The organism is Cryobacterium sp. M25, from assembly GCF_002929635.1.
GTDB lineage: Bacteria > Actinomycetota > Actinomycetes > Actinomycetales > Microbacteriaceae > Cryobacterium > Cryobacterium sandaracinum.
In genome coordinates, this window is the sequence record NZ_PJJU01000052.1 from 75,616 (window position 1) to 102,345 (window position 26,730).

Below are 26,730 nucleotides of genomic sequence, written 5' to 3' on the forward strand. Positions count from 1 at the left end.
CCGGAGGTCTCCCGGTCTCCAGCCGGTGTCGGCCCGGTGAACACTCGGTGCCCCCGTCCAAGCGCGTGACAGGAACCAGACTTCACCCGCCGCTGGGTATTCTGGAGCACATGAAGCTGACAGCACTGGCCACCCTGACCCTGGTGGGGGCACTGGCCTTGAGCGGATGCACCACCGGCGCGCCCGAGACCGACACCACCCCCGCCACCGCCACCGCCACCGCCGCTCCGGCCGACGGGGGCTGTGCCGGCGTGAGCGTCGTCGTCGACTTCGGCGCGCTCGACGCCCCCGAGATCACGGACTGCGTCGACACCGCCACCGCCGAGACGATCACGGCCAGCACGGTCCTGGCGACCGCCGGTGTGGAAACCGAGGGCACCGTGGAGTGGGGCGACCAGGTGGTCTGCCGGGTGGGCGGCCGCCCGGCCGCCGACGAAACCATCAAGGTGGCCGGCGAAACCCCGTTCACCGAAACCTGCGCGACCATGCCCGCCGCTGCCGCTTACTGGGCGCTCTGGGTCAAGCCCACCGCCGACGCGGAGTGGGAGTACGCCCAGGAGGGCCTCGGCAGCCTCGAGCTGGAACCGGGCCAGTCCGTCGGCCTCATCTTCACGACCGGCACCGAGACGCCCACCCCCGGAAGCTAATGCTGCGCTTCCGGTTTTCCCCCCTGCGCTCGGCGGCGCTGCTCGCCGGAGCGTTCGTGGGCATCCGGGTGCTCTACCGGGTGGCCTTCAGCGGGGCATCCGACGGCGGCCTGTTGCTGCTCGACCTCCCGCGCCTGCCGCTCGATGGGCCGTTCAACCACATCGCGTTGTTCGGGCCCGTCACGACCGGAGGCCTCGGCAATGCCGCCCTGAGCGCGCTGCCCTTCGCTCTGGTGATCCTCGGGTTCGGTGTACTCAACGCGCTCGTCGATGTGCGCCGCTTCTTCGCCCGCGGCGCTAACCGGGGCCCGCTGCGCGCCCTGTCGCGGTCGCTCGTGATCGCCTGGGCGACGTTCCCGGCACTGATCGACGCGGTGCGCCGGGTGCGCACGGCCAGTGCGTTGCGCGGCGAACGGTCGGCACCGGCCCTGCTGGTGCCGGTCTTCGAGCAGACCGTGGAACGGGCGCTCGGCCTGGCTGCGTCCATGGAGTCCCGCGGGTTCGCCGCCACGCGGGCGGCAGCCGGCGAGTGTGAGAAGCCGGTCGTGATGACGGATGCCGCACTCGGCTTCGAGGGTGAGCGCTGGCACCTCGAGGGACTCACCCTCGACCTCGCTCCCGGCACGTTGACCGTGATCGCCGGTTCGACCGGATCGGGAAAGACCAGCCTGCTGCACAGCATGAGCGGTCTCTTCCAGCACTTCGCCGAAGGCACCCAGCACGGCTCGATCGAGGTGGGCGGCGCCGACCGCGCCGCCACTCCCCCGCGCGAAACGGCCGGCTTCGTCGGACTTGTCACCCAGAACGTGCGGCTCTCCTTCGTGGCCGAAACCGTGCCGGACGAGATCGGCTTCGCCCTCGCGGTGCGCGGCATCGCACCGGTCCTCGTGGAGCAGCGGGTGCGCGAGGTGGCCGAGCGGCTGGGGATCGAGCATCTGCTCGGCCGCGGTACCTCGGAGCTCTCGGCGGGCGAGGCCAGTCTCGTCGCCATCGGCGCCGCCCTGGTCAACCAGCCGATCCTGCTGCTCGCGGACGAACCTCTGGCCGATCTCGACACCCCGGCCCGGGAGCGCGTGGTGCAGGTGCTCGACCGCCTGGCCCACGAGGCCCAGGTCTGCGTCGTGGTCGCCGAGCACAACACCCGGGAGTGGTCGAAGTCGGCGGATACCTGGCTCGAGCTCCGCGGTGCGCGCGTGCATGCGCTCGGCCCGGGCGAGCGGCCGAGTGCGCTGGTCGCGGCGGAGCAGGCGGCACAGCAGGGTCAGAGCACCCTGACCACCCCCGCCACCGGGCCTGCGGGGCCGCTCGCGAGTATCCGTCACCTCACGGTTCTGCACGGGAGCGAGCGGGCGGTCGACGATGTGTCGCTGGACCTCTACGCGGGCGACCTGGTGGCGCTCGAGGGTCGGAACGGCGCGGGCAAGAGCAGCCTGCTGCGCGCGATCGCCCTTTCGGCGACGCGAGGCAGCGTGCTCGTGGCCGGACGGGACGTGGCGCAGCTGCGCCCCCGATACCGCCGCACGGCCGTGGCCCTGGTGCCGGAGAATTTCGACGATCTGCTCTTCGCCGTCACGGTGGCCAAGGAGTGCCGCCGGGCCGACCGCCGGCTGAAGCCCCCGGCCGGGAAGGGAACCGGGATCGGAACCGCGCTCCGGTTCGCGAACCTGCTCGGGCTTGGCACCGTGGCGGAGGCGGCGCACCTGATGCGGCGGCATCCGCGGGACCTCTCGGCCGGCGAACGCCTCTGCCTCGTTATGGCCATCCAGCTGGCCGCCGAGCCGCGGGTGCTGCTGGTGGACGAACCGACGCGCGGCCTCGATCCACAGGCCCGGGCGCTTGTCGCCGCCGCGCTAGTGCGCGCCTCGAGTGACACGTCGGCGGTCCTGTTCGCCACCCACGACCGCGACTTCGCCCGGTCCCTGGCGACGAAGACGGTCATCATGGCCGCCGGCCTGCTCACCGAACCGGAACCGGTGCGGTCATGAGGCGCACCGGCTCGACGGGCTGGACCGCCTGGGTGCTCGGCGGCGGCAGTATCCTCGCCGCCGCCGGCTTCGCCTGGCCGTTCTTCGCCTCGGCGCTGCCGGAGAACGCCCAGTCGGCCGCGCCGGTCGTGGCCTTCGCGCTCGTGCCGGCCCTGATCGTGGCCCTCGCTCTCACCCTCGACGGGGAGATGTACACGGCCAAGACCGTGGCCCTGCTGGGGGTGCTCTCCGCGGTCGGCGCCGCCGTGCGCATCGCGGGCACCGGCGTCGGCGGCGTCGAGGCCGTGTTCATCCTGCTGATCCTGGCCGGTCGCGCCTACGGGGCCCGCTTCGGGTTCCTGCTCGGCCTGCTCACCATCGCGGTGTCCTCGGCCCTGTGGGGTGGGTTCGGCCCGTGGACCCCGTTCCAGATGTTCGCCTGCGGCTGGGTGGGAGCCGGGGCGGCGCTGCTGCCGCGCATCCGTTCCGCACATATCGGCGCAGCCCGCCTCGAGATCGCGATGCTCGTGGCCTACGGCATCGTGGCATCCTACCTCTTCGGACTGGTGATGAACCTCTGGTTCTGGCCGTTCGCCGTCGGCTCGGGCACCGACATCTCCTATGCGGCCGATGCCACGCTCGGCGAGAACCTCGCCTCCTTCGCCCTGTACACGCTCGTGACGTCGACCCTCACCTGGGACACCGTGCGCGCCATCACCACCACGGTCGGGATCGTGCTGATAGGCCCGGCCGCACTGGCCGCTCTCCGCCGAGCGAAGCTGGGCCGGCCAGGCAGGGCCGCCCGACCACCCCGGGCCGAACCGGCTACACCGGCTACACCGGCTACACCGAGAAGTACTTCGCTTCCGGGTGGTGGAACACGAACGCATCCGTCGACTGCTCCGGGTGCAGCTGCAGCTCCTCCGACAGCACCACACCCATCCGCTCGGGCCTGAGCAGTTCGACAACCGTGCGGCGGTCCTCCATCTCGGGACAGGCCGGGTAGCCCAGCGAGAACCGGGCGCCGCGGTACTCGAGCTTGAACATGCCGGCCAGTTCGACCGGGTCTTCGGCACCCAGGCCGAGCTCCTCCCGCACCCGGGAGTGCCAGTATTCGGCCAGCGCCTCGGTGAGCTGCATGGTCAGCCCGTTGAGCTCCATGTAGTCGCGGTATCTGTTCTCGGCGAAGAGCTTCGCCGTGACCGTGTCGACGTTCGCTCCGGCCGTGACCAGTTGGAGGGCGACGACATCCGTCTGGCCGGATTCGCGTGGGCGAACGAAGTCCGCCAGGCACAGGTGCCGGTCGCGCCGCTGCCGGGGGAAAACGAATCGCAGGCGCTCGGAACCCACGGTGCCGCCGGAGCCGCCGTCGGGGGCGAGCAGGCCGGCGACCCCCAGCGCGCCCGACGGGTCGTCGCCGTGGTGCAGCACGACGAGGTCGTTGCCCTCGCTGGAGGCCGGGAAGTAGCCGTAGGCGACGGAGGCGTCGAGCATGCCCTCGGCGAGGATGCGGTCGAGCCAGTAGCGCAGCCGGGGTCGGCCCTCGGTTTCCACCAGATGCTGGTAGCTCTTGCCGTCGTCGCCACGGCTGGGCTTCAGACCCCACTGCCCCATGAACGTGGCACGCTCGTCGAGGAACGCGGAGTACTCGGCCAGCGCGATCCCCTTGACGATGCGGGTGCCCCAGAACGGCGGAACGGGCACGGGGTTGTCGGCGACCACATCGGAGCGGGCCGGCATGGCGTCCGGCTCCATCAACGCCAAGCCCTCGAAGGCATCCCGCGCGTAGCGCACCGTGCCGTCGGACAATTCGGCAAGGTCCTCCTCGACGTAGGCCCGTCTTCCAGCATGGTGCCCATGGCGCCGTCGGCGATGACGACTCGGACGGCCAACGCATCCAGCAGAGTCTGGGCCCGCATCGGTCGCACGGCGTCGGTGTGCAGGGCGTCGTGTGCACGGGGTTCGCTCATCGGCCCAGCTTAACCGGGCCGCCCGCCGCGCAGCTCCGTGTTACGCGCCGTGGCCTCGGGCACCGCAGGGGACGCGACTGCGTCAGGCCGGCGAGCCGCCGGCGATCTCGTAGGACCACAGCTCACTGCTGATGCCCATGGGCCGGGCCGGTGCTTCGCCCTCCGTCGGGGCGTCGCCGCGGTGACCCTGCGCGAAAGACGGCGAGGTCAGCCAGGCCTGGAAGGACTCCTCGTCGGCCCAGCGGGTGACGACCAGCCAGGTGCTGCGATCATCCGTCGGCTTGAGTAGTTCGAAACCCTCGAAACCCGGTCGGTCGTCGACCGCACCGGCTCGGGCGGCAAACCGGCGGGCCAGCTCGTCGCCGTTGTCGCCGGGCACCGTGATGGCGTTGATTTTGATGATCGTCATGGGGTTTCTCCCTCTCGTGGATGCACTGTTTACTCCCCCCATGCTGTCACCCTCGGCGGCGACGACGACCTCACCCTGCGGGCTCTCGCCAGGCCCGATGCCTATGTTGGGGAATAATGCGACTCTTTCTGATCCGCCACGGCCAGACGCCCGCGAATGTGCTCGGCCAGCTCGACACCGCTCACCCCGGTCCCGGCCTGACCGAGCTCGGTTCCCGGCAGGCCGCAGTGATTCCGGATGCCCTGCGCCTCGAGTCCATCGACGCCATCTTCGCGTCGACGCTCGTACGCACCCGGCTCACGGCCGAGCCGCTGGCGACCGCGTTGCAGCTCGACGTTCAGGTGGCCACCGGGCTGCACGAGATCGAAGCGGGCGCGCTCGAGGGACTCAGCGACCGGGCATCCATTCGCACCTATTTTGAAACCGTGCTGACCTGGGTCACCGGGGACCTGACAGCCAGGATGCCCGAAGGCCTGGACGGGAACAGCTTCTTCTCCCGGTTCGACGCCGATATCGCTTCTGCCGCCGCCGGTGCCGACACGGCGGCGGTGTTCAGCCACGGCGTGGCGATCCGCGTGTGGACCGCGGCCCGCGCCAGCAATGTGTCGCCCCTGTTCGCGGGCACGACTGACCTCGAGAACAGGGGGGTGGTCGAGTTGTCCGGCTCTCCCGAAGACGGTTGGACCCTCGTGTCGTGGGCCGGTCTCAGCGTGGGCTCACCGGGCGGACCGCAGCTGCTGGCGCTCTAGGTGCGCTGAGTCCTCCGCGATTGGTTGTGTCGCGCGGTTGTGTCGCGCAGTTGTATCGCGCAGTTGTGTCGCGCCCGGAGGGCCGAACCAATTCGACGGAGATTTTAAGGAAAAGGCCGGTTTTCGGGCTGTTTTGGGGCGATTTGGGCAGAATCTCCGTCGAATTCGTTCGGGACAAGACGCTGCTGAAACGGCCCTCCTCCGGGCCCGCGAAAATGCTGACATGTCCCTTAACCAGGGGGTCGCAGCTGCCGCTAGTGCACACCGAAGCTCAGCCGAAGCTCAGCCGAAGCTCAGCTACCGCTGACATCTGACGGCCTGGCCGCTCAACGGCATTCACGAAAAACCATGAGGACACCGAGTGAAAGATCCATCCTCCCGGCGGCTGCGACCGCTGGCGATCGCGATCAGCTCTTCCGTTCTGCTCATACTCGGCCTGGGAGCCGCCGGCGCGCTGCCCGCGACGGCGGCAACGCCCGGCGTCGAGGTGACCTGGAAGAACACGAATGTCTGGACGACCGGATTTTAGTCAGAGGTGGGTCCGCGCAACACGTCGACGACCACACTCAAGCCATGGCAGATCTCGTTTACCTACGGCAACAAGGTGAACACCCTGTGGAACGGGATTCTGCAGTCGGTTACCGGCGGTTTCACCGTGAAGGCGCCGAGCTGGGCTCCCCAGCTCGCCTCCGGAGCGGCAACCTCGTTCGGTCTGACCTCGTACAAGGTGGGTGCCTCGCCGCTGTTCCCCACTGCGTGCACGGTGATCGGCCTTCCGGCCGGGGCCGCGTCGATTCCGTGTTCTGTCAATGGCGCCGGGTCGACGACGCCCACTCCAACTCCGACGCCCACTCCCACTCCCACTCCCACTGCGCCAGCACCTGCAGCCCGACCTGGGCCGGTTACACCGCCTACACCGTGGGTGGAACCCAGGACTTCGTCGGGTCCATCTCGAAGTTCCAGAGCGGCGGCGGGAAGTTCGTCGTCTCGTTCGGCGGGGCCGTCAACAACGAACTCGCCTGGGTCTGCACCGACCCCGCAGCCCTGCTCTCCGCCTACACGAAGGTTGTCGACCGCTACAACGTGGACCGGATCGACTTCGACATCGAAGGCTCCGACGTCTCCGACCCGTCCGCCAACGCGCGTCGCGGCATCACGCCGATGATCGGGCTGAACGACACGGGAGAGGTCTTCTCGCTCACCGACACGACCAAGGTCGGCAAGTTCGCCAAGGCGAACGCGCTGAACTACCTCGCTGGTGGGAAATGACCCAGGACCAGCCGTGCACCGGCGGGATCGCCGCGTACATGTGCTCCTGGGTGAGCAACCCGCAGTGGTCGTTCTCCCGGGCGTTCGTGGCGGCCACCAACTAGCCGCAAGCCACTCAGCACCGAAAAGACGGATGCCCCTGCCCGGCCGGGTGGGGGCATCCGTTGTTTCATCGGCTGAAACGACTACACGTGGTCGCGCCAGCTGTGCTGCGGTGCGTAGCCGAGCATCCGTCGAGCCTTGTCGATGGAGAGCAAGGTGTCGTTCTCGCCGACCTCCCGGAGTTCGACGCCGGGGAAGACCTCGGCGGCCAGCTCGGCGTTGGGCCGGCTCATCACCGTGTCGGCGGCGGCGATGATGAACGCCTCGAAGCCCGGCTTCGCGTTCTGCAATGCCCGCAGCACGGCCTGGGCGCCATCACGGCCGTCGATGTAGCCCCACAGGTTCCACTTGCGCAGGGTGGCGTCGGCGTCGAAGGCGGGGAAGGCCGCGTAGTCCTCCGGGTCCTTCACGTTGGAGAAGCGCAGAGCCGTGATGCTGAGTTCGGGATCCCAGCGGGTGAGCTGGATCGCCAGCTGCTCCTCGAGGTGCTTCACCAGCGAGTAGGTGCTCTCGGGCCGGGCCGGGTACTCCTCGTCCACGGGAATGTAGGGCGGGTCGATGTCGAACGGGAGACCGAGCACGGTCTCGCTGGACGCGTAGACCAGCTTCTTGACGCCCGCCCGCCGGGCCGCCTGGAACACGTTGTAGGTGGAGAGGATGTTGTTGTGGAACGTGGCCACGTCGGGAACCAGGCCGGGAGCCGGGATCGCGCCCAGGTGCACGATGGCGTCGAACCCGCTATGCCGGTCATCGACACCGAGGACCGCGTCGACGACCTGGCCGTAGTCTGTGAGGTCCACGACCACCAGATCGTGGCTGCGGGCACCGTCGCGGTCGAGGTTCAGTACCTCGTGGCCCTCGGCGACGAGGTACGTCACGACGGTCCGGCCGAGCTTTCCGCTTCCACCAGTGACAACGATCTTCATGCGGGACTCCTTTGTGTGGGCGGTGCTGCGGATGCGGCGCTGAGGCATCCGTGCCGGGTCTCGGCAGCTAGGACGACACGAACAAGCGTACGACTGCACGGTGGGCGCGCTGTGCGTGCACTGCGCGTGCACTGCGCGTGCACTAGCCTCCAGACATGGAAACGTGGGACGTCATCGTGGTCGGTGCGGGTGTCTGCGGTCTGACCATCGCCCGGAACCTGCAGGAGCGCGGTCGTGCGGTCCTCCTCCTCGACAAGGGATCGCGGCCGGGCGGGCGGCTCGCGAGCCGCCCTCTCGGCGGCCGGCTGTTGAACCCGTCCGTCGACACGGTTCACAGTCACGACGCCGAGGTCACCCGCGAGATCACCCGCCGAACGGGAGCCCGGTTCGTGCCCGACACCGAGGGCTACGCGAAGTGGATGTTCGACGAGCCCGCGGGCGATATTGCCAAGCGGTGGGCGGGCGGCACGACGCTCCGGCGCTTCTTCGTCACCCACTTCGCCGTGCAGGATTCCGGTCTCATCCACGTCGTGCCGCGCGGCTCGGGGGAACCGTTCGGGGGCCGGGCGGTGGTTCTCACAGCGCCGGTTCCACAGAACCTGCAGATGCTGCGCGGCAGCGGGATCGCTGTCGCGCCCGGCCTGCTCGAGGCTGCCTACGACAGGCAGGCTGTTCTGCTGTGCATCGTCGACGGCGCCGACGACGTCGTGAATGACGTCGTGGGCCGGTCCGCTCCCGACGGAGTCATCGAGACGATTAGAGTCAGGCACCGGGACGATGCCGGACAGGTGTGGCTCGAGGTCATTGCGAGCCCGCTCTGGAGCGAGGCGACCTGGGACGCGGACGCCACATTTTCGCAGGCGGAGCTGCTGGCCGAGCTGATCCGGCTGCTGCCCGGCGTGCGCGTTCTGGACTCAGCGCTGAAGCGCTGGCGGTATGCGAATGCTGTGGTGCCTGCAGATTCGGGGTCGGATGCCACGTTCTTCCGCAGCGCGGACCAGCCCGGCATCTTCGTGGCGGGAGACGGTTTCGGGCGGCTGCACGGGCATCCGTCGGGCATCTCTCGGGCCGTGCGCTCCGGACTGGACGTGGCCCGCGCGCTCGCCTAGCCCGCCTGAGCCCAGCGTTCGAGCTCGACTTCCGGTGGTCGAGCTCGTCGAGACCCGGCGCGCCGTCGCTAACTTCGGAGATTTTCGCGACACGCCGCTCAGGGGCCAAGACCGGCGTTTTCCAAAAATCTCCGTAATAACGTGACGACGGATGCGGGTGGCAGACCCGGTGACGGATGCCCGAAGCAGGCCTGGTCGCTCCCCGCCGAGGCACTGGCCGGGTTCGAGCAGGCCCTGCTGGAGTCGGCCCCGCACCTGACGGTGTCGAACCACGCCTAGAGCAGCACGCCCCACACCACGTGCGCGGCCAGCAGCGTGGTGCCGAGCGTGACGAGGGTGATCTGCACGATCTCCACTCGGTGCGGATGCGCCCATGCGCCGTGGGCTCGTCGGCCGAGCCAGGCGTTGGTCCAGACCAAGGCCGCCACCGCGAGCAGCGAGAGGGTGACGGTGCGCACGAAGAGTTCGGGCACGTCACGGAGAACCCCGGCGCCGACCTGGTAGAAGGCGATGATGCCCCACGGCACGATGCCGACCATGGCTCCGAAGACGAAGGGCCGGAGCGAGCCGCCGGCCGGTTCACGCTCCTGCAGTGCGAGGAACAGCGTGGCACCCGCCGTGATGGCGTAGAGCGCCACCAGCGTGCCGACCTCCGTGACGCCGTTGAACTGGGCGATGAGGAACACCGTGATCGCGGAGACCTGCGAGTACTCGACCCAGCGCAGCGGATTGCGCGCGGCGGCCAGGCCGCGCCGGTAGCTGCCGGCGAACGTCGGGGTCCCGGCGGCGAGGCGTAGGAGCGCGGAGAAGGCGAGCAGGATGACGACGGCCACCCCGAGGTTCACGGCGGCCAGGTCGATGACCTGCGCTTCGGCCTGGGAACCCACCGGCCCGCCGGGGAAGCCGGCCGTGACCGGCAGCAGCACCGGGGCGCTCTGGGCCAGGACGACCACGGAGACCAGAACGGCCTGTGCGATCAGGAGGAGTGCGGCGGCGAGGTTGACGCTGCGCAGGCGGGTGGATCGGGCATCCGTCACGGTGTTCTCCGATGCCGTCGTCATGCACTCAGCGTAACGGCCAGGGTGCGCCGGCAGCCTCCGGAAACGCGAGAATGAAGGGGTGAGTGACGCCGGCAGCTTCGTAGACGCGACGCTGCAAGCCGAGGGGGATCCGTACCGGGCGGCGGCGGAGAAGGAGCGGCTGGGCAGCGACCTGCGGTTCTACGGTGCCTCGGTCGGCGCGGTGCGCGGCACGATCAGGGACGCCGGCCGCCGGTATCCCGGCCTGACGCAGGACGACATCACAGCACTGAGTTCCGAGCTGTGGGCGGTGCCGGTGTTTGAGCGCCGTCTCGCGGCCGTCGTGCTGCTGCAATCGAATGTGCGGGTGCTGGACAACTCCGACCTGAGCCGGATCGAGAAATTTGTGCGAAGTGCCCGCCTGCGCGAGTTGGTCGACCCGCTCGCCGTCGACGTGGTGGGTCCACTGGTGGAGCGGTTGGATGCGCCGGGCCGGGCCCGGGCAGACGGGGTGCTCGATCGCTGGGCCGGCGACGGCGATCCGTGGTTGCGCCGGGCCTCCCTGCTCACGAGGCGTCGGCTCGAGCAGCACCTCTGATCAGTCTCAGAGCCCCGGCAGAACCTGCTCGCGCACCTGCTTGCGCAGGATCTTGCCGAGCATCGAGCGGGGCATGTCCTCGATCGTGACGATCCGGCGCGGGATCTTGTAGGCGGCGAGGTGCTCGCGGCAGTGCTCCCGCAGTGCATCCTCATCGAGCGGCACTCCGGGCTTCAGCTCGACTGCCGCGACGACCATTTCTCCGCCGCGTTCGAGAGCCTTGCCGACGACGGCCGCGTCGACGACATCCGTGTGCAGTCGCAGCACCGCCTCGACCTCCGAGGGCGAGACGTTGAAGCCGCCGGTGATGACGAGTTCCTTGGCGCGGTCCACGATCGTGGTGAAGCCGTCTGCGTCGACGGTCACGATGTCCCCCGTGCGCATCCAGCCGCCGGGGAGGAGGGCCTTCGCGGTCTCCTCGGGGTTGTTCCAGTAGCCCTGGAAAACCTGGGGGCCCTTCAGGAGCAGCTCGCCGGGCCGACCCTGCACTACCTCCATGGTGGGGTCGTCCAGGTCGACCACCTTCATCAGCGTGGAGGGAAAGGGCACGCCGACCGTGCCGGGCCGGCGGGTGGGGTGGAACGGGTTGCCGAGGGCCACCGGCGACGTCTCCGTCATGCCATAGCCCTCCACCAGCAGCCCGCCCGACACCGATTCCCACATTTCCACGACATGGTCGGGCAGGTTCATCGCACCCGAGATGCAGTACTGGCAGGAGCGCAGCGAGATTCCGCGCTCCTTCGCCACCACGGCCGTGCGCTCGTAGATCGGCGGCACCGCGCAATACACCGTGGCGGGCGACTTCTTCATGGCGTCGAGAATCAAGTTGGGGTCGAACTTGGGGAACAAGACGAGCAGACCTTGCTTACGGATGCCATAGGTCAGGTAGAGGGTCATGCCGAACGCGTGGAACATCGGCAGGATCGCGTAGAAGACCTCCTTGCGGTACTCTGCCCCGTGCATCCATGCCTCGCCCTGCAGGGCGTTGGAGTACAGGTTGAAGTGGGTGAGCATGGCGCCCTTGGGCTGGCCCGTGGTGCCCGAGGTGTACTGGAGGGCCGCGAGGTCGTCGACCGACGGGCGCGGATGCCCAAGATCGATCGGGACATGGCTGAGCAGTTCCTTCCACGGGATCGTGCCCGGCGCGGCAACCGTGAGGGCCTCGCGGGATTCGCGTAATTTCTTCACCGGCAGGTGCAGGGCGAGGCGCTTGAGGGTCGGGAACGCCAGGAGCAGGTTCACGGACACGATGTGGTCGATCTCGATGTCGCGCGGGAAGGCGCGAACGGAGGCCACGGATTTGTCCCAGGCGATCACGATGCGCGCCTGGTGGTCCTCGAACTGGTGGCGGAGCTCCCGCGAGGTGTACAGCGGGTTGTGCTCGACCACCACGGCGCCCAGGCGCAGCACCGCGTAGAAGGCGACGACGTGCTGGGGGCAGTTCGGCAGGATCAGGGCCACCCGGTCTCCCGCTCGCACCCCGAGGTGCCGCAGACCCTCCGCAACCCGGTCGACCTGGTCGCCGAGTTCGGTGTACGTCGTGCGGCGCCCGAAGAACTCGAGTGCGGGGTGGTCACCGGCCTCGGCCACGGACCGCTCGAGCATCGCGACGAGCGACTCCGTGGGGAGCTCGATCTCGGCCGGGACGCCCGGCTGATAGTTCTTTACCCAGGGTTGCTGCTGCGTTGTCGACATGGTCTTATCCTCCCGCACGAACGGGGCGCACTCTCCGATGGATTACCGTTGTAGTATGCACACCCCTGACACGACCCCCACGCAGAGCGAGGCAGATACTGCCCGCGACGCGAAAACCTTCGCCGACCTCGGGCTCAATGATGCGATGCTCAAGGCGCTCAAGGACGTCGGGTACGAAACTCCCTCCGCCATCCAGGCCGCCACCATCCCCCCGCTTCTCGCCGGGCGCGACGTCGTCGGCCTCGCCCAGACCGGAACCGGCAAGACCGCCGCGTTCGCGCTGCCGATTCTTTCGCGCCTCGACCTGGCGCAGAAGACCCCGCAGGCACTCGTGCTCTCCCCGACCCGTGAGCTTGCCTTACAGGTCTGTGAGGCATTCGAGAAGTACGCCGGTCATATGCGCGGCGTGCACGTGCTCCCCGTCTACGGCGGCCAGGGCTATGGCGTGCAGCTCTCCGCGCTGCGCCGTGGGGTGCACATCGTCGTCGGTACGCCCGGCCGCATCATGGACCACCTCGAAAAGGGCACGCTCGACCTGTCGCAGCTGAAGTACCTGGTGCTCGACGAGGCCGATGAGATGCTGAAGATGGGCTTCGCCGAGGACGTCGAGACGATCCTCGCCGACACCCCGAACGACAAGCAGGTCGCCCTGTTCTCGGCGACCATGCCGCCGCAGATCAGGCGGATTTCGAAGAAGTACCTGAACGACCCCGAAGAGATCACGATCAAGAACAAGACCACGACCTCCGCGAACACGACCCAGCGCTACCTGATGGTGTCGTACCCGCAGAAGGTCGACGCGCTCACCCGCATCCTCGAAGTGGAGAACTTCGAAGGCATGATCGTCTTCACCCGCACCAAGAACGAGACCGAACTGCTCGCCGAGAAGCTGCGCGCGCGCGGCTACTCCGCCGCTGCCATCAACGGCGATGTGGCCCAAGTGCAGCGCGAGCGCACCGTCAACCAGCTCAAGTCCGGCAAGCTGGACATCCTGGTCGCAACGGATGTCGCCGCGCGCGGCCTCGACGTCGACCGCATCAGCCACGTCGTCAACTACGACATCCCGATCGACACCGAGTCGTACGTGCACCGCATCGGCCGCACCGGCCGCGCCGGCCGCAGCGGCGCAGCGATCAGCTTTGTCACGCCGCGCGAGCGACACCTGCTCAACGCCATCGAGCGGGCGACCCGCCAGCCGTTGACGCAGATGCAGCTGCCCAGCTTCGAAGACGTCAATGTCACCCGCCTGGCACGCTTCGACGACGCCATCACCGAGGCCCTCGGCCAGTCCGAACGGATCGGCGCCTTCCGCGACATCATCGGTCACTACGTCGCACATCACGACGTGCCCGAAGCGGATGTCGCGGCGGCCCTGGCGGTCGTCGCCCAGGGAGAGACTCCCCTGCTGCTCACCCAGGCGGATGCCCGCGCGCAGCGGCCCGAGCGTGCCGACCGCGGCGACCGGGCAGAGCGCGCCCGCGCCGACGCCGGTCGCGGCGACCGCCGTGACGAACGCGCAGAGCGCGGCGAACGCGTGGAGCGGGTGGAACGCCGCCCCCGCGACAACAACCGCGCGATGGCCTCGTACCGCATCGAGGTCGGCAAGCGCCACAAGGTGGAACCGCGCCAGATCGTCGGCGCTCTCGCCAACGAGGGTGGCCTGAGCCGCGAAGACTTCGGTCACATCCAGATCAACCCGGAATACTCGCTCGTCGAGCTGCCGGCCGACATGCCGGGCGACGTGCTGGGCCGACTGGAGAACACCCGCATCAGCGGCAAGCTCATCGAAATCCGTGCCGACGGCGGCGGACCGGTCCGTCGCGAGGGCCGCACCGAGCGCCCGCCGCGCCAGCCGCGCAGCTACTAGGCACCTGCCTCGGCAGGGCACGGGGTATCCGCGATCCGCTACCCTGCCGGGGGCTATCCAACTCTGGTGCAGAGTGCAATCGTCGTCGGCGAACCACATGGTTCCTGACGAAGGAGACTGACATGTTCACCAGTTCCGAGGCCTTCAGTTCGTTCTCCGTTGACGACATCGACAAGGCGAAGCGCTTCTACGGCGAGACCCTCGGTCTCTCCGTCACGGAGGGCATGATGGGCAACCTCGAGGTTCGGCTCGGCAACGGCGCGCAGCTGTTCATTTACGTCAAGCCCGATCATGTGCCGGCGTCCTTCACCGTGCTCAACTTCATGACCGACGACGTCGAGAAGACGGTCGACGAGCTCAATGCCCGCGGCGTGACCACGAAGATCTACGGCGATGCGGATCTGGCCGACATGCCGCCCAACGACGAGAAGGGCATCATGCGCGACGAGGAGGACCGGGCCCAAATCGCCTGGTTCACGGACCCGGCCGCCAACGTGCTGGCCGTGGTTGCGAAATCCATGTAGCGGTGTACCCGGTGATCTGGAACGGGGAGACCAGCCAAAACATCATCGGCCGTTGGAGACCTTCGTCGGGAGCAGACCGGAACTCGGCAGTCTCAGCGCGCAGGAACGTGACCTCCTGAGCACCACGGTCTTCCGGGCAGTGGAGCGTCGGTACGACTGTTGGGGGTTTGACTTCCTGTGGTTGCCGGTCGGCTCGACCCTCTGGCGCCCTGACGGCGTCAGCGGCTCCGCGTCGCCGGGAACAGCGGCTTGCAGGTCGTGCAGACCTCGCCGTCCTCACCGTTTTCACTCCGATCGTCGACGGCACGGTGCTCGATGCCCAGACGCTCGAGCAGCGCCCATGCCAGCAGCGCGATCGCGGCGACGGCGACGACCGGGCGAACGGCGGCGGCGATAAGTGGCACAGCCTCCCGCAGTTCGGTGGTGAGATAGACCGCGATCAGGCCGAGCACGGGCCAGCGCACGTCACACCGGGTGGCTTCCCCGCCGATCGGGGCATCGAAAAAGCTGGCGACGACCAGGCCGATCAGCCCGGCCCCGACGACCGTGACCGCATAGGCCCAGACGGCACCGGGGAACATCAGTGATCCGCCGGCCACGGCAACGGAGCCCGAGGCGAGTGTCAGCGCGGTTAACGCCGCCGCCGCGATGCCGGCTGCGACCATCCGTCTTCGGCGAGGCCAGATGCGGAGTTCGGTGAACGTTCCCGAGATTCTCATGGTGTGGCTGATTTCTCGATTGTCATTGAGGGTTGATACCCCATGGGGTATTTTATACACATGAAGTCAGACCCGACAAAGCCAGATGATCTGCGCAAGACCATGAACCGGCTCAAGCGCGCCCAGGGGCAACTCGCCGCGGTGATCGCCGCCGTCGAATCAGGCGCCGACTGCCGGGCGGTCGTCACCCAGCTCGCCGCCGTCTCCAGCGCCATCGACCGCGCCGGCTTCACGATCATCACCTCCGCGATGAAGGAGTGTCTCACCGACCAGGGCGACACCGTTGACAAGAAGCCCCTCCGCGTGGAGGAACTCGAGAAGCTGTTCCTGGCGCTGTCCTAGTTGACAAGCGCCACCACGGCCTGCACGGCCACATAGACCGCGACGATCAGAACCAGAACGGCGAATCCGCGTTTCAGCACCGTGTCGGAAAGTCCGCGGGCGAGCCGGCCGGCGATCAGCGACGCAGCCATGGCCGTCACGGCGAACGCGCCGGTCACGGCCCAGTCGATCTGCACGTCACCGAGGTGCGCGGTGAACCCGGCCATCGAGTTGATGACGATGATGACCAGCGAGGTTCCCACGGTCACGCTCATGGGCAGGCCGAGCACGAGGGTGAGCGCGGGCACGATGAGGAAGCCTCCACCGACGCCGAGCAGCCCGGTCAGGAAACCGACCACCGCGCCGGTGGCGAGCGCGCGGGGCAGGCAGCTGCACCACCTGGTTTTCCCACCGGGGAGAGCACAGGGGCCGCCGCCAGGTCGGGTCGGCATGAACATGCGGATGCCGGCGATGACCATGATCACGGCGAAAATCAGCAGCAGAACTCCCGGGTCGAGCAGCCGGTTGACCATGGTGCCCAGGTAGGCGGTCGCCACCCCGGCCGACCCGACGATGGTGGCCAACCGCCAGTTGACGCCACGACGCAGCCGCGGGAGCACGGCGACGGCGGAGGCCGCTCCGACCACGATCAGGGAGGTGGGGATCGCCTCCTCCAACGGCAGCCCGACCCCGTAGACCAAGGCCGGCACGGCGAGGATCGACCCGCCCCCGCCGACCAGGCCCAGCAGCGCCCCGACGATGAGCCCGAGGACGAGGGCCGCGATGATCACGGGCGCTGAGGCAGAACCGTGGGCAGCCGCTCAGCGGTCCACTCGAGCATGCCGCCCATCATATTGATCGTGTCGAATCCGGCGGCGGCGAGGTAGTCGGCGGCGCTGGCGCTGCGACTCCCGCTGCGACAGACCAGGATCACGGGTCGCTTCGGGTCCAGAGCGGCGGTGTTCTCCGGAATCGTGCTGAGCGGAATGTGCCGGGCTCCGGCGATCATGCCGTCGAGAAGCTCGGGGGTTTCCCGAACATCGACGATCTGCGCCTCGGCCTGGCGGCTGAAGACCTGCTGCGGGGTGAGTTCCATCATGAGTGCCTTTCCAGGGACAGATTGGGGCGGAATCGAGCCCACAGAACCAGGAGGAGTCCGGTCAGCGCGAAGACGCCGAACAGGACCGCTCCCAGAAGACGATGGGGAGCACCAGGGCCGCGTTCCAGGACAGGCCCGGCGTGAGCACCCGGGCGAAAACGGAGAGACTGATCGAGACGACAGTGCCGAGGCCAGAACCGAAGAGCACACCGATCGGCAGCATCTTCCAGGATCGGTCCACGAGCCGGGACTGCGCTTCTCGGCCGGGTGGATCGCCGTTCGCTTTCCCGTCATGGGGTTAGACGGTCAGCTCGGCCAGGGTGAGTCCGGCAGCCGTGGCCTCGTCGAAGTTTCCGTCGACGTGCACGACCTCACGGCCGGCGCGCTGCAGAAGGCTGGCGGCGACGCCGGCACGGTAGCCGGAACCGCAGTGCACCCAGATTGTGCCGGCCGGGATCTCCTCCATCCGGGAGAGCAACTCGTGCAGCGGAACATTCACCGCACCGAGCAGGTGGGAACCGGCGAACTCGTCGGCGCGACGGGTGTCCAGAAGGACATCCTGTTCGGCGCGGCCCTGCAGCATCCCGACCCAGCCCACACGCGGGTAGGTGGCGACCGGGGCATCCGGGGCCAGGGCGTGCGGCTCGGTGCCGATGCCGGCATCCGGCGAGTCGATGCCGATGCGCGACAGGTCACGGATGGCGTCCTCGACGTCTGCGCGGTCGCCGACCAGGGTGAGCTGCTCCTTCCAGGGCAGAACCCAGCCCAGGTAGGTGGTGAAGTTCGAGCCGTTGCCGTATTCGAAGCTCACGGCACCCTGCAGGTGGTTACTCGAGAACGCGACCCGGTTGCGCAGGTCGACGACCCACTCCCCCTCGGCCAGGCGCCGGGTGAGCTCGGCGGCGTCGAGGGACTCGGGCACCTGCAGGTTCGGCGCGCCGGGACCCTGCGTATTCGCGGGGGCCATGTGCGCGTAGTAGGAGGGGTAGGCGGTGAGGTTGGTGATCAGGTCGCGCACGAAGTGCTCCTCATCGGAGTCGGTCAGGGCGTGGTTCGCCGTGAGCTGTTCGCCGATGGTGGATGCTCCGGCGCCGGTGGCCGGGCCGCTGGAGCAGAAGGAGCCGAACCCGTGGGTCGGGAAGAGCGCGGCGTCATGCTCGGCCTTGTGCACGAGCCGGCGCACCGAAGCGTACTGGTCGTGGGTGAGCGCGACCGTGTCGGTCGTGGCTACCAGGTCTGTGCGTCCGACCGAGCCGAACAGCAGGCTGCCGCCGGAGAAGACCGCCTCGGTGGTGCCGTCACTGACGATGTAGGACACGTGCGTGTGGGTGTGCCCCGGCGTGGCCACAACGGTGACGGTCAGGCCGCCGATCGGGATGACCTGGCCGTCGGTGACCGGCTCCCGCTCGAAAGTGACGGAGTCGGCGGCGTTGACCAGGTACTTCGCGCCGTGAACCCGGGCGAGCTCGAAGCCGCCGGTCACGTAGTCGTTGTGCAGGTGGGTCTCGGCGACGTGGGTGATGGTGACCCCGGCCTCGCGTGCCGCGCTCTCCACCCGGTCGGTGTCGCGCTGCGGGTCGATGACCAGCGCGACCGCGCCGTCGTGCACCAGGTAGCTGCGGTCTCCCAGCTGCGGGGTTTCGATAACGATAACGTCCATGGTTCGAAGTCCTCCAAGTCTTGCGTGCGTCGTGCTGACGTCTTGCCTGCGTCGTGCGTGCGATTGGATCGCACATTGGATACGATACCCCCAGGGGTATCTGGAAAGCAACCTGCCGGGCCGCCCCGGGCGTCGTCCGACGCTTGACCAAAATACCCCATGGGGTATATTCTGGAGTTATGGCAACCATTGACACCACCGAGAAAACCTTCGACCAGACCATCACCGACAACTCCATCGTGCTGGTGGACTTCTGGGCGGCCTGGTGCGGCCCGTGCCGCATGTTCGCGCCCACCTTCACCGCCGCGTCCGAGAAGCACCCTGACATCGTGTTCGCCAAGGTCGACACCGAGGCCGAGCAGAGCCTGGCCGCCGCCGCGGGCATCCGTTCGATCCCGACGCTGATGGCCTTCCGCGACAAGGTGCTGGTGTTCTCCCAGCCCGGCGCCCTGAACGCCTCCTCCCTGGAAGAGGTCATCACCGCCGTGCGGAGCCTCGACATGGACGAGGTGCACGCCAGCATCGCGGCCCGCCAGGCCGCCGACCAGGCGTCTGCCTGACCGGCCTCTCCGCCTTACCGACTCCCAGCGACGCCCCCCAGGCCGGCCAGTCGAACCAGGGCGGCATGGCCATGGGCACGCTGACCGAGGACCAGAAGTCAGAGCTTGCGGCGATGACCGAAGAAGAGAAGCTCGCGTACGACCTGTACGCCGCATTCGACGCACAGTACGACCCGGCGCTTTTCACCCGCATCGCCAAGTCGGAATCCAAGCACCTGGATGCCGTGCGCACCCTCCTGGAGCGGTATGAGCTCACCGACCGTCGGACTGGCGGCCGGCGAGTTCCTGACCGACGACACCCAGGATCTCTACGACACCCTCCTCGCCGAGGGCTCGGTCACCGTGGACGCCGCGATGGAGGCCGGACGCGCGGTCGAGGAGACCGACATCGCCGATCTGACCATCGCGGTCGAGGGCGTCACCGCCCCCGACGTGCTGAAGGTCTACGAGCGACTGCTGGCCGCTTCCGAAAAGCACCTCGTCGCTTTCGGCGGCTAAGCACCGGCGACACAACGAAGGGCACCCACGCTCGTGGGTGCCCTTTGCGGTGTTGTGGGTGGTGCCGGTGTTGTGGGTGGTGCCGGTGTTGCGGGTGGTGCCGGTGTTGCGGGCACTACCGGGTCGTGACGATCGGGAGACCGGTGGAGACGGTGGCGGCAGACATGGCGCCGGCATCCGTCACCGAGGCGAACCCGAGATCGGCCAGACGGGCCGCCGCGGCGGCCGAACGGCTGCCCGAGCGGCAGTACACGACGTAGTCGCCGTCGGTCGGCAACGCCGCCGCCTGGCTGTCGAAGTCGGATGACTGCACATCGATGTTCAGCGCGTCTTCGAGGTGACCGGCGGCATACTCCCCGGGGGTGCGCACGTCGATCACGACGGTGTCGGCCGCCATGGCGGACTCAGCCGCCGGGGCGGCCGGAGCGGAGCACGCGGTGAGGCCGAACAGGGCGGCACCGGCCAGGACGAGTGCCGCGACGAGGTTCTTCATGCCTAGTTGCAGGTGCAGCGCTGAGCGGGCGGGATGTCGGCCATGACGCTGTCGACGTGCTCACCGCAACCGGTCCAGGTGATCTTGCCGCAACGGTTACAACGAATGGGGCTGCACATAGGTGACTCCTTCTCGATTCACTGAAAGTATCAGCATACCCCCTAGGGTATCCAGAGCGCCACCATCGGCCTCGGTCGCTTCCCCGGCAGCCCTTGCCCCCAGACCACGGCCCTCCCGAACGAATTCGACGGAGATTTTCCGATTTTTGACCTGTGTGGGCCACAAACCGGGCTCCAGAGCCAAAATCTCCGTCGAATTCGTTAGGGGCGATGGGCGGGGTGCGAGTCGCGGGCGAGCTGGGTGGCCAGTTCGCCGAGGGCGGTGATGGTGTGGTCCGGTGCCGCGAAGAAGCTGGGGTAGATCTCATCGGCGCGGTTCAGCCACGCAGTGCGGAGGCCTGCCTGCGCGGCCCCGTGGATGTCCCAGGGGTGCACGGCCACCAGGAGCAAGTCGCCCGGCTTCACTCCGCAGACATCCGCGGCGTAGTCGTAGGCGGCCCGAACCGGCTTCCAGGCCGGGGCGTCCTCCACCGTGAGCAGAGCCTCGAACTCCCCTCGGAGACCCGCCCGGGTCAGGAGGGACTCGGCCACCTGCGCGGATCCGTTGGAGAAGGTCACCAGGCGCAACCCTGCACTTTTCAGATCACGGATGCCGTCGGCAATGTCCGGATGCAGGCTCAAAGTCTCGAAGCCGTCCATCACGTGGCGCACCGAGTCGTCGAGGCTACGGGTCAGGTCGACGTCGCGGAGGACCCCGCGCAGGATCTCGGATCCGATCATGGAGAATTGCGCGGTTCCTCCCGCGGCGGCGAGGGCGAAGCCGTCCCGCAGCAGCGAGGCGAACCAGACCCGCGCCAGGTGGGCCGGGGCTCCGATCTCCACGAACCGGGCGCTCAGCGGGGACATATCGGAGAGGGTTTCGTTGACGTCGAAAACGATTACTGAAGGTGTGCTGTTCATAGCGATTTCCTTTGATTGGTGCGGTTCTGCCGCCGTGCCTTTCCCGCGAGGAACACCCCAGCCACGGTCAGGGCTCAGCTGGTCCTCCTGTCAAAGCTTTCTTCCGCGCAACACCCTAGTCGCGCGGGGAGGGATCCACCGGGGTGGCCTTCCCTCCGATCCCACCTGGGTCGTCGATTTCGGCATATTCCCGGTCACGATCCGGCTCGCTCAGGGAATTCTTCTCAAACGAAGAAGAATCCCAAAAGTTCTGCCGGGAATCGTGAAGAAGACCGCTTGTTATTGCAGCAGTCTTCAAGTAGCAGCCGATAACGGGCCGCCGGAAGCCGTCCAACGCTCTGCACAATTCAACGTCGAAGGAATGCACATGACCATCTATCAAGACGACACCCAGGCTGTCGAAGCTCTCAAGAACGCGGCCGGAAGCAGCTGGGACGCAATCAACCCTGAGTCGGTCGCCCGCATGCGTGCACAGAACCGCTTCAAGACCGGCCTCGAAATCGCCCAGTACACCGCCGACATCATGCGCAAGGACATGGCGGAGTACGACGCGGACTCCTCCGTCTACACACAGTCCCTTGGAGTCTGGCACGGCTTCATCGGCCAGCAGAAGATGATCTCGATCAAGAAGCACCTGAAGACCACGAACAAGCGCTACCTGTACCTGTCCGGCTGGATGGTCGCTGCTCTGCGAAGCGACTTCGGCCCGCTGCCCGACCAGTCCATGCACGAGAAGACGGCCGTTCCCGCGCTGGTCGAGGAGCTCTACACCTTCCTCCGCCAGGCCGACGCCCGCGAGCTGGACCTGCTATTCACCGCCCTGGACGGGGCCCGTACCGCCGGCAACGACGCCAAGGCCGCGGACATCCAGGAACAGATCGACAACTACGAGACCCACGTCGTGCCGATCATCGCGGACATCGACGCCGGTTTCGGTAACCCCGAGGCGACGTACCTTCTGGCCAAGAAGATGATCGAGGCAGGCGCCTGCGCCATCCAGATCGAGAATCAGGTCTCGGACGAGAAGCAGTGCGGCCACCAGGACGGCAAGGTCACCGTTCCCCACGAGGACTTCATCGCGAAGATCAACGCCGTGCGGTACGCGTTCCTCGAGCTCGGCATCGACAACGGCATCATCGTCTCGCGCACCGACTCGCTCGGTGCCGGTCTGACGCAGAAGCTCGCCGTGACCTACCAGCCCGGGGACCTGGGCGACCAGTACAACTCCTTCCTCGACGTCGACGAGATCACCGAGGCCGAGTTGGGTAACGGGGATGTTGTCATCAAGCGCGACGGCAAGCTGCTGCGCCCCAAGCGCCTGGCAAGCAACCTGTTCCAGTTCCGTCAGGGAACCGGTGAGGCCCGTTGCGTGCTCGACAGCATCACCTCGCTGCAGAACGGCGCGGACCTGCTCTGGATTGAGACGGAGAAGCCGCACGTCGCCCAGATCGCCGGAATGATGAACGAGGTGCGCAAGGTCATCCCGAACGCCAAGTTGGTCTACAACAACAGCCCGTCGTTCAACTGGACGCTCAACTTCCGTCAGCAGGCGTACGACAACCTGCTCGCCGAGGGCAAGGACGTGTCGGCCTACGACCGCGCGAAGCTGATGAGCGTCGCCTACGACGAGACCGAGCTCGCTCAGATCGCCGACGAGAGCATCCGCACCTTCCAGCGCGACGGCTCGGCCGAGGCCGGCATCTTCCACCACCTCATCACTTTGCCGACCTACCACACGGCCGCGCTGTCCACCGATGACCTGGCCAAGGGCTACTTCGCCGACCAGGGCATGCTCGCCTACGTCAAGGGTGTGCAGCGTCGAGAGATCCGTGAGGGGATCGCCACGGTCAAGCACCAGAACATGTCCGGCTCCGACATCGGTGACAACCACAAGGAGTACTTCGCCGGCGAGGCCGCCCTGAAGGCCGGCGGCACCAACAACACGATGAACCAGTTCGAGGAACCGGCACTGAGCCACTAGCCCGAGTTCTGCAGAGGTCGCAATGAAGAAGCCCCAGTCGCAGAACTGGGGTTTCCTCGTTGGCCCTCCACCTTGGCCGGCAGGCTGAGGTTGTGCCTATCCTTGCCCGCAAAGGCTTCCACCTGCTCGTCGCCCGCTCGGGGCTGGCCAGACGCCTGCCGATGCCGATGCCGATGCCGATCGAGCGTCGGTCACCGAGGCCCCGTTCTTCGCCTCGAGCAACCACCTCACGACGCACGAGCCAAACCCGCGGCAAGCGGGGTCGGCGGCTTGCCGGTGAGGCACGCGAGGTCACCGGTGGTCTCACCGAGCAGGCCGTCACGGATGTCGGTGTCGAGCCCCACAACAAAGCCCACCAGGCCCGCGTCGAGTCCGAATCCCGTCAGCATGTCCGCGTGCGCGGCCGGGGTGAGGTTGCGGAAGGTGACGTCACTCCCGATGAGGGTGCCGATGGTCGCCGCCAGCTCGTCGAAGTCCCAGGCGTGGTCGCCCGGGAGCCCGAGGTCTGACCGGCCAGTACGTCGTCCAGCAGGGCCACCGCCTCGGCATCCGCATAATCGGGGCGGCTGGCCGTGTGCTCGGGAGCCAGCAACAGGGCGGAGGTCGTGGCCTTGGGGCACTCGTGTCGACACGGAGTCGGGCCACGCGCTCGCCATGCGACTCCTGCCGTTCTGGACTGGATCGCCGGCAACACCGTGTAACACGTGCACGCGAAATCGCGGATCCCGAGTCAGAACGGCGCAGGCTCGTCGCGGTCCGCCTGCCGTACGGTCTTCTCCGGGGAGGGCAACTCTTCCGCGCGACGCATGCCCGAGAACGCGACCGCCCAACGATGCTGGCGCGGCGTGGTTGCTGATGCAGGGTCATACGCACCTCGCCCGACTATGCTGACCGCGGCGGCAGCGAGTTGCCAATGCGGAAATGGCGGTGGCGGTGAAGACTTCGGGGTTCGACCTGGATGCCCGGTTGCGGCGCTACCCGTGGGTGTCGCGGGCCATGAACGCGGAGGCCGTCTACGGCACTGTGCTGACCGCGGGTCTCATTTCCGCGTTCTCCCTGTACAACCCCGGCCTGCCGGCCCTCATCGCCCGTACCGTGGGAACCGTCCTGGTGTTTTGGGGCGCGCATGTGTACGCCGAGATCGTCGGCAATCGGGACCTGAGCTGGCGGGAGGCGATCCGTGAGGCGCTGCAACGCTCAGCCGGGCTGTTATGGGCGCTCATCGTGCCGGTAGCCTGCCTGATCCTCGCCGCATTCCTCGGGTGGTCGATAGATGCGGCCGTAGACCTTTCACTGTGGGCTGCTGTGGTCACCCTCGCGCTTCTGGGTTGGTGGGCTGCCCGGCAACGGCAGGCCGGTTCACGCGCGAAGCTCGCCACCGCGGCGGGAACGGCGGGCATGGGCTTGGCACTGATCGCACTCAAGGCGCTGGTGCACTGAGCGAGGCGCGACCGCCGGCGACGGCGGTCCGGTCAGGCGCTGTCGTCTTCAGCGAGAAGCCTGTCGATCTGCCCCATGGCCTGGCGCATACCCTCCTCCATACCCAGCTCGCAAATCTGTTGCATTTGCTCGAGGCTCGCAAACGTCGACACCGTGGTCATGCGGGTACGACCGTCGGCCTCCTCCAGAGTCACCACGGCCCGCACCGAGCCCATCTCGAGAACCGGGTCACCGTTCTCGTCGGCGAAGCCGTCCTCGAATTCCATCCGGCGCGGCGGCTGGATCAGCGTGGTCACCCACCAGCCGGGCCCCTTCTCGCCGTCCGGGCCGGTCATGTAGTAGTTCGACCGGCCGCCGGGCACGAAGTCGTGCCGCTCGAAGGTGGCCGGCCAGGTCGGCGGGCCCCACCAGCGCTCGAGCTGACGCGGGTCCTCCCAGAGCTGCCACACCCGCTCCGGGCTCGCGTCGAAATCGGCCACGAAGGTGAGGGTCAGCGCCTCGGTGTCGGTGTTCGAACTGATGACGGTCATGATTTCTCCTTCGGGGTTTTAGCTTTCTGGTCTCAGAACAGGATGTCGCTTATTTCTTCCGTGGTGAATACCCCGTGGGTATGAAAACAGGGACAGATCGACGGCACGGAGGGCACCTGGCCGTTCGAGAAGTGCACCGGCATGCCGTCGGGTGCGATGGGCAAGGTCGTGGCGACGACCGGTCCGGCTCGAGCACCGGGCCTAGAAGCCGACCACGCGCGAGCGCTGCGCGACCGCCGCCTCACCGTAGGGATAGTCGGAAACAACCGGTGAACTGAGTGCGCCTAACAGTTCCAGGTGCTCTGGGCTCAGTTGCACGTCGGCCGCGGACAGGTTTTCCGCGAGCTGCTTCACACTCCGCGCCCCGAGGATGACCGACGTCACCGCCGGTTGCACCTCAAGCCAGGCGAGGGACACCTGCGCGCTCGTGGCACCGATCTCGGCTGCAACCTCAGCGACGGCGTCGATGATGCGCCAGGTGCGTTCCTGCTTGTTACGCGGACCCCAGGCTTCCATCCCGCGCGCGGGATCCTCGCCGAGGCGCGTGGCTCCGGTGGGGTCCGTGTCGCGCCGGTACTTACCCGACAACCAGCCTCCGCCGAGGGGCGACCAAGGGAGAAGCCCCAGGCCCGCGTCGAGTGCGGCCGGCACGATCTCCGATTCGATTTCGCGCACGAGGAGGCTGTACTGCGGTTGCAGGGTGACCGGCGGCGTGAAACCGAGCGCCCGCGCCACGTACACGGCCTTCGTCAGCTGCCAACCCAGAAAGTTGGAGAAGCCGTAGTAGCCGATTTTCCCGCTCCGGATGGCGTCGTCGAGAAAGCGCAGGGTCTCCTCCAGCGGCGTCAACGCGTCCCAGGCGTGCAGTTGATATAGGTCGACGTGATCCGTGCCCAGCCGGCGCAGCGAATCGTCAAGTGCCCGGTTCAGATGCCGGCGGCTGGTTCCCCGATCGTTGGGGCCGGTGCCCATCGGAAACCTGCCTTTGGTCGCGAGAACGATCTGCTCACGCTCGGTCGGGTGCGAAGCCAGCCAGGACCCGATCATTTCCTCCGAGACCCCGGAGCTGTAGACATCCGCGGTGTCGACGAAGTTGCCGCCTGCCTCTACATATGTGTCCAGGAGTGTGTGCGCCATCTCCTGATCGGCCTCCGCGCCGAAAGTCATGGTGCCGAGGGCGTAGGTCGAAACGACCGCGCCGCTGTTGCCGAGTGTGCGATATTCCATGTGCGATTCCTGTTCTTTTTCGAGGCGGGGTGCCCGAGACCCTGCCATCAGTCTCACACGCTCGACTACGTCGATACCGCCCGTCCGTTGACCTTGAGGGCCACCCCGGGCAACCCTGTTCGACACCCATCGATTCCATGCTTTCTTCACCACCAGCACCGTCGACACCGTCGACACCGACACAACCCACCGCACTCACGCCACGATAGCGCTCGTGAATGCCGACCTTAGAGCAGTTCCTTGGCGCACCTGCCCGAGCACTGGCCCTGGGAGAAACCCAGGACGGCCCTGTTCGACCAGAACTTTCGACCGCGACAACCCGACCCCACCTGACC

General features: G+C 67.6%; 29 protein-coding genes and 4 pseudogenes. 18 read left to right on the top strand and 15 right to left on the bottom strand.

What is annotated here, in order from left to right; all coding sequences use genetic code 11:
• Positions 1 to 110: 110 nt before the first annotated feature.
• From CXY81_RS09100 to CXY81_RS17010, 3 genes are read left to right on the top strand one after another with little or no spacing between them, the layout of a single operon-like run.
• Positions 111 to 647 (top strand): hypothetical protein, encoded by a 537-nt coding sequence (locus CXY81_RS09100; RefSeq protein WP_104171145.1) that lies wholly within the window; start codon positions 111 to 113, stop codon positions 645 to 647.
• Entirely contained in the window at positions 647 to 2,632 is a 1,986-nt protein-coding gene (locus CXY81_RS09105) for an ATP-binding cassette domain-containing protein (protein WP_233194091.1), read from the top strand. Before CXY81_RS09100 ends, CXY81_RS09105 begins: the two co-directional genes overlap by 1 nt.
• Positions 2,629 to 3,567 (top strand): ECF transporter S component, encoded by a 939-nt coding sequence (locus CXY81_RS17010; RefSeq protein ID WP_233194093.1) that lies wholly within the window; start codon positions 2,629 to 2,631, stop codon positions 3,565 to 3,567. Before CXY81_RS09105 ends, CXY81_RS17010 begins: the two co-directional genes overlap by 4 nt.
• On the opposite strand, the pseudogene CXY81_RS09110 reads toward CXY81_RS17010, so the two are convergent.
• Together CXY81_RS09110 and CXY81_RS09115 are read right to left on the bottom strand one after the other, a co-directional pair.
• Positions 3,455 to 4,468, bottom strand: a pseudogene (locus CXY81_RS09110) (vitamin B12 dependent-methionine synthase activation domain-containing protein); the annotation flags it as partial. The gene CXY81_RS17010 and the pseudogene CXY81_RS09110 overlap by 113 nt on opposite strands.
• A gap of 195 nt (positions 4,469 to 4,663) precedes the next feature.
• Entirely contained in the window at positions 4,664 to 4,990 is a 327-nt protein-coding gene (locus CXY81_RS09115) for an antibiotic biosynthesis monooxygenase (RefSeq protein ID WP_104194657.1), read from the bottom strand.
• Between the two features lie 116 nt (positions 4,991 to 5,106).
• On the opposite strand from CXY81_RS09115, the gene CXY81_RS09120 reads away from it, so the two are divergent.
• The 4 genes and pseudogenes from CXY81_RS09120 (at position 5,107) to CXY81_RS17015 (ending at position 7,008) form a co-directional block, all read left to right on the top strand.
• Entirely contained in the window at positions 5,107 to 5,739 is a 633-nt protein-coding gene (locus CXY81_RS09120; protein ID WP_104194658.1) for a histidine phosphatase family protein, read from the top strand.
• Between the two features lie 361 nt (positions 5,740 to 6,100).
• The gene (locus CXY81_RS16405; protein ID WP_158252039.1) at positions 6,101 to 6,268 is read left to right on the top strand and encodes a hypothetical protein; all 168 of its coding nucleotides are present in this window, start codon (positions 6,101 to 6,103) and stop codon (positions 6,266 to 6,268) included.
• A 6-nt stretch (positions 6,269 to 6,274) separates the two neighbouring features.
• Positions 6,275 to 6,499, top strand: a pseudogene (locus CXY81_RS17505) (cellulose binding domain-containing protein); the annotation flags it as partial.
• A 38-nt stretch (positions 6,500 to 6,537) separates the two neighbouring features.
• Positions 6,538 to 7,008, top strand: coding sequence for a hypothetical protein (locus CXY81_RS17015; protein WP_233194094.1), 471 nt, complete (start codon positions 6,538 to 6,540; stop codon positions 7,006 to 7,008).
• A 185-nt stretch (positions 7,009 to 7,193) separates the two neighbouring features.
• Here the strand turns inward: CXY81_RS17015 and CXY81_RS09135 are convergent, their stop codons facing one another.
• Complete coding sequence (locus CXY81_RS09135; protein ID WP_104171148.1) at positions 7,194 to 8,036, bottom strand: NAD(P)-dependent oxidoreductase; 843 nt, start codon at positions 8,034 to 8,036, stop codon at positions 7,194 to 7,196.
• Between the two features lie 155 nt (positions 8,037 to 8,191).
• Between CXY81_RS09135 and CXY81_RS09140 the strand changes: the two genes are divergently transcribed.
• Both CXY81_RS09140 and CXY81_RS16410 read left to right on the top strand, forming a co-directional pair.
• Complete coding sequence (locus CXY81_RS09140; protein ID WP_104194660.1) at positions 8,192 to 9,145, top strand: FAD-dependent oxidoreductase; 954 nt, start codon at positions 8,192 to 8,194, stop codon at positions 9,143 to 9,145.
• A gap of 141 nt (positions 9,146 to 9,286) precedes the next feature.
• Entirely contained in the window at positions 9,287 to 9,424 is a 138-nt protein-coding gene (locus tag CXY81_RS16410) for a hypothetical protein (RefSeq protein ID WP_158252040.1), read from the top strand.
• On the opposite strand, the gene heR is transcribed toward CXY81_RS16410, so the two are convergent.
• Positions 9,421 to 10,206 carry a heliorhodopsin HeR gene (gene heR, locus CXY81_RS09145; protein ID WP_104194661.1) on the bottom strand — a complete coding sequence of 262 codons (786 nt, stop codon included), beginning with the start codon at positions 10,204 to 10,206 and terminating at the stop codon, positions 9,421 to 9,423. The genes CXY81_RS16410 and heR overlap by 4 nt on opposite strands.
• 58 nt (positions 10,207 to 10,264) lie before the next feature.
• Between heR and CXY81_RS09150 the strand changes: the two genes are divergently transcribed.
• Positions 10,265 to 10,762 (top strand): DNA alkylation repair protein, encoded by a 498-nt coding sequence (locus CXY81_RS09150; protein WP_104171152.1) that lies wholly within the window; start codon positions 10,265 to 10,267, stop codon positions 10,760 to 10,762.
• A gap of 6 nt (positions 10,763 to 10,768) precedes the next feature.
• Here the strand turns inward: CXY81_RS09150 and CXY81_RS09155 are convergent, their stop codons facing one another.
• Positions 10,769 to 12,457, bottom strand: a complete 1,689-nt coding sequence (locus CXY81_RS09155; protein ID WP_104194662.1) for a long-chain-fatty-acid--CoA ligase — start codon at positions 12,455 to 12,457, stop codon at positions 10,769 to 10,771.
• 55 nt (positions 12,458 to 12,512) lie between these two features.
• Here CXY81_RS09155 and CXY81_RS09160 point away from each other — a divergent pair, with 55 nt between their 5' ends.
• On the top strand, positions 12,513 to 14,324 hold the full coding sequence (locus CXY81_RS09160) for a DEAD/DEAH box helicase (RefSeq protein WP_104171154.1): 1,812 nt from the start codon (positions 12,513 to 12,515) through the stop codon (positions 14,322 to 14,324).
• Between the two features lie 122 nt (positions 14,325 to 14,446).
• Positions 14,447 to 14,848, top strand: coding sequence for a VOC family protein (locus tag CXY81_RS09165; RefSeq protein WP_104171155.1), 402 nt, complete (start codon positions 14,447 to 14,449; stop codon positions 14,846 to 14,848).
• A gap of 218 nt (positions 14,849 to 15,066) precedes the next feature.
• Here CXY81_RS09165 and CXY81_RS09170 read toward each other — a convergent pair whose 3' ends face one another.
• Entirely contained in the window at positions 15,067 to 15,567 is a 501-nt protein-coding gene (locus CXY81_RS09170; RefSeq protein WP_146067664.1) for a hypothetical protein, read from the bottom strand.
• A gap of 60 nt (positions 15,568 to 15,627) precedes the next feature.
• Between CXY81_RS09170 and CXY81_RS09175 the strand changes: the two genes are divergently transcribed.
• Positions 15,628 to 15,909: a metal-sensitive transcriptional regulator gene (locus tag CXY81_RS09175; RefSeq protein ID WP_104194664.1), complete on the top strand. Its 282-nt coding sequence runs from the start codon at positions 15,628 to 15,630 to the stop codon at positions 15,907 to 15,909.
• Here the strand turns inward: CXY81_RS09175 and CXY81_RS09180 are convergent.
• From CXY81_RS09180 to CXY81_RS09190, 4 genes are all read right to left on the bottom strand, one after another.
• On the bottom strand, positions 15,906 to 16,679 hold the full coding sequence (locus tag CXY81_RS09180; protein WP_104194665.1) for a sulfite exporter TauE/SafE family protein: 774 nt from the start codon (positions 16,677 to 16,679) through the stop codon (positions 15,906 to 15,908). The genes CXY81_RS09175 and CXY81_RS09180 overlap by 4 nt on opposite strands.
• Positions 16,676 to 16,987: a rhodanese-like domain-containing protein gene (locus CXY81_RS09185; protein WP_233194097.1), complete on the bottom strand. Its 312-nt coding sequence runs from the start codon at positions 16,985 to 16,987 to the stop codon at positions 16,676 to 16,678. Before CXY81_RS09185 ends, CXY81_RS09180 begins: the two co-directional genes overlap by 4 nt.
• A gap of 61 nt (positions 16,988 to 17,048) precedes the next feature.
• Positions 17,049 to 17,228 carry a hypothetical protein gene (locus tag CXY81_RS16095; RefSeq protein ID WP_134542553.1) on the bottom strand — a complete coding sequence of 60 codons (180 nt, stop codon included), beginning with the start codon at positions 17,226 to 17,228 and terminating at the stop codon, positions 17,049 to 17,051.
• Between the two features lie 57 nt (positions 17,229 to 17,285).
• Positions 17,286 to 18,647, bottom strand: a complete 1,362-nt coding sequence (locus CXY81_RS09190) for a rhodanese-like domain-containing protein (RefSeq protein WP_104194666.1) — start codon at positions 18,645 to 18,647, stop codon at positions 17,286 to 17,288.
• Positions 18,648 to 18,826: 179 nt separating this feature from the next.
• Here CXY81_RS09190 and trxA point away from each other — a divergent pair, with 179 nt between their 5' ends.
• Positions 18,827 to 19,207, top strand: a complete 381-nt coding sequence (trxA, locus tag CXY81_RS09195; protein WP_104171161.1) for a thioredoxin — start codon at positions 18,827 to 18,829, stop codon at positions 19,205 to 19,207.
• 113 nt (positions 19,208 to 19,320) lie between these two features.
• Positions 19,321 to 19,705 (top strand): annotated as a pseudogene (locus tag CXY81_RS09205) (DUF2202 domain-containing protein).
• A 115-nt stretch (positions 19,706 to 19,820) separates the two neighbouring features.
• Here the strand turns inward: CXY81_RS09205 and CXY81_RS09210 are convergent.
• The gene (locus tag CXY81_RS09210) at positions 19,821 to 20,198 is read right to left on the bottom strand and encodes a rhodanese-like domain-containing protein (protein ID WP_104171163.1); all 378 of its coding nucleotides are present in this window, start codon (positions 20,196 to 20,198) and stop codon (positions 19,821 to 19,823) included.
• Positions 20,199 to 20,518: 320 nt separating this feature from the next.
• Positions 20,519 to 21,217 (bottom strand): haloacid dehalogenase type II, encoded by a 699-nt coding sequence (locus CXY81_RS09215; RefSeq protein WP_104171164.1) that lies wholly within the window; start codon positions 21,215 to 21,217, stop codon positions 20,519 to 20,521.
• 367 nt (positions 21,218 to 21,584) lie between these two features.
• Between CXY81_RS09215 and CXY81_RS09220 the strand changes: the two genes are divergently transcribed.
• Complete coding sequence (locus CXY81_RS09220; RefSeq protein WP_104171165.1) at positions 21,585 to 23,198, top strand: isocitrate lyase; 1,614 nt, start codon at positions 21,585 to 21,587, stop codon at positions 23,196 to 23,198.
• A 227-nt stretch (positions 23,199 to 23,425) separates the two neighbouring features.
• On the opposite strand, the gene CXY81_RS16100 is transcribed toward CXY81_RS09220, so the two are convergent.
• Positions 23,426 to 23,854 carry a hypothetical protein gene (locus CXY81_RS16100; protein ID WP_134542554.1) on the bottom strand — a complete coding sequence of 143 codons (429 nt, stop codon included), beginning with the start codon at positions 23,852 to 23,854 and terminating at the stop codon, positions 23,426 to 23,428.
• Between the two features lie 277 nt (positions 23,855 to 24,131).
• On the opposite strand from CXY81_RS16100, the gene CXY81_RS09225 reads away from it, so the two are divergent.
• A complete protein-coding gene (locus CXY81_RS09225; protein ID WP_146067665.1) occupies positions 24,132 to 24,638 on the top strand; it encodes a hypothetical protein in 507 nt (168 codons plus the stop codon).
• Between the two features lie 32 nt (positions 24,639 to 24,670).
• On the opposite strand, the gene CXY81_RS09230 is transcribed toward CXY81_RS09225, so the two are convergent.
• The gene (locus CXY81_RS09230) at positions 24,671 to 25,168 is read right to left on the bottom strand and encodes an SRPBCC domain-containing protein (protein WP_104194669.1); all 498 of its coding nucleotides are present in this window, start codon (positions 25,166 to 25,168) and stop codon (positions 24,671 to 24,673) included.
• 201 nt (positions 25,169 to 25,369) lie between these two features.
• On the bottom strand, positions 25,370 to 26,395 hold the full coding sequence (locus tag CXY81_RS09235; RefSeq protein WP_104171168.1) for an aldo/keto reductase: 1,026 nt from the start codon (positions 26,393 to 26,395) through the stop codon (positions 25,370 to 25,372).
• A gap of 106 nt (positions 26,396 to 26,501) precedes the next feature.
• Here CXY81_RS09235 and CXY81_RS16680 point away from each other — a divergent pair.
• Positions 26,502 to 26,650: pseudogene (locus CXY81_RS16680) on the top strand (IS1380 family transposase); the annotation flags it as partial.
• Positions 26,651 to 26,730 lie beyond the last annotated feature (80 nt).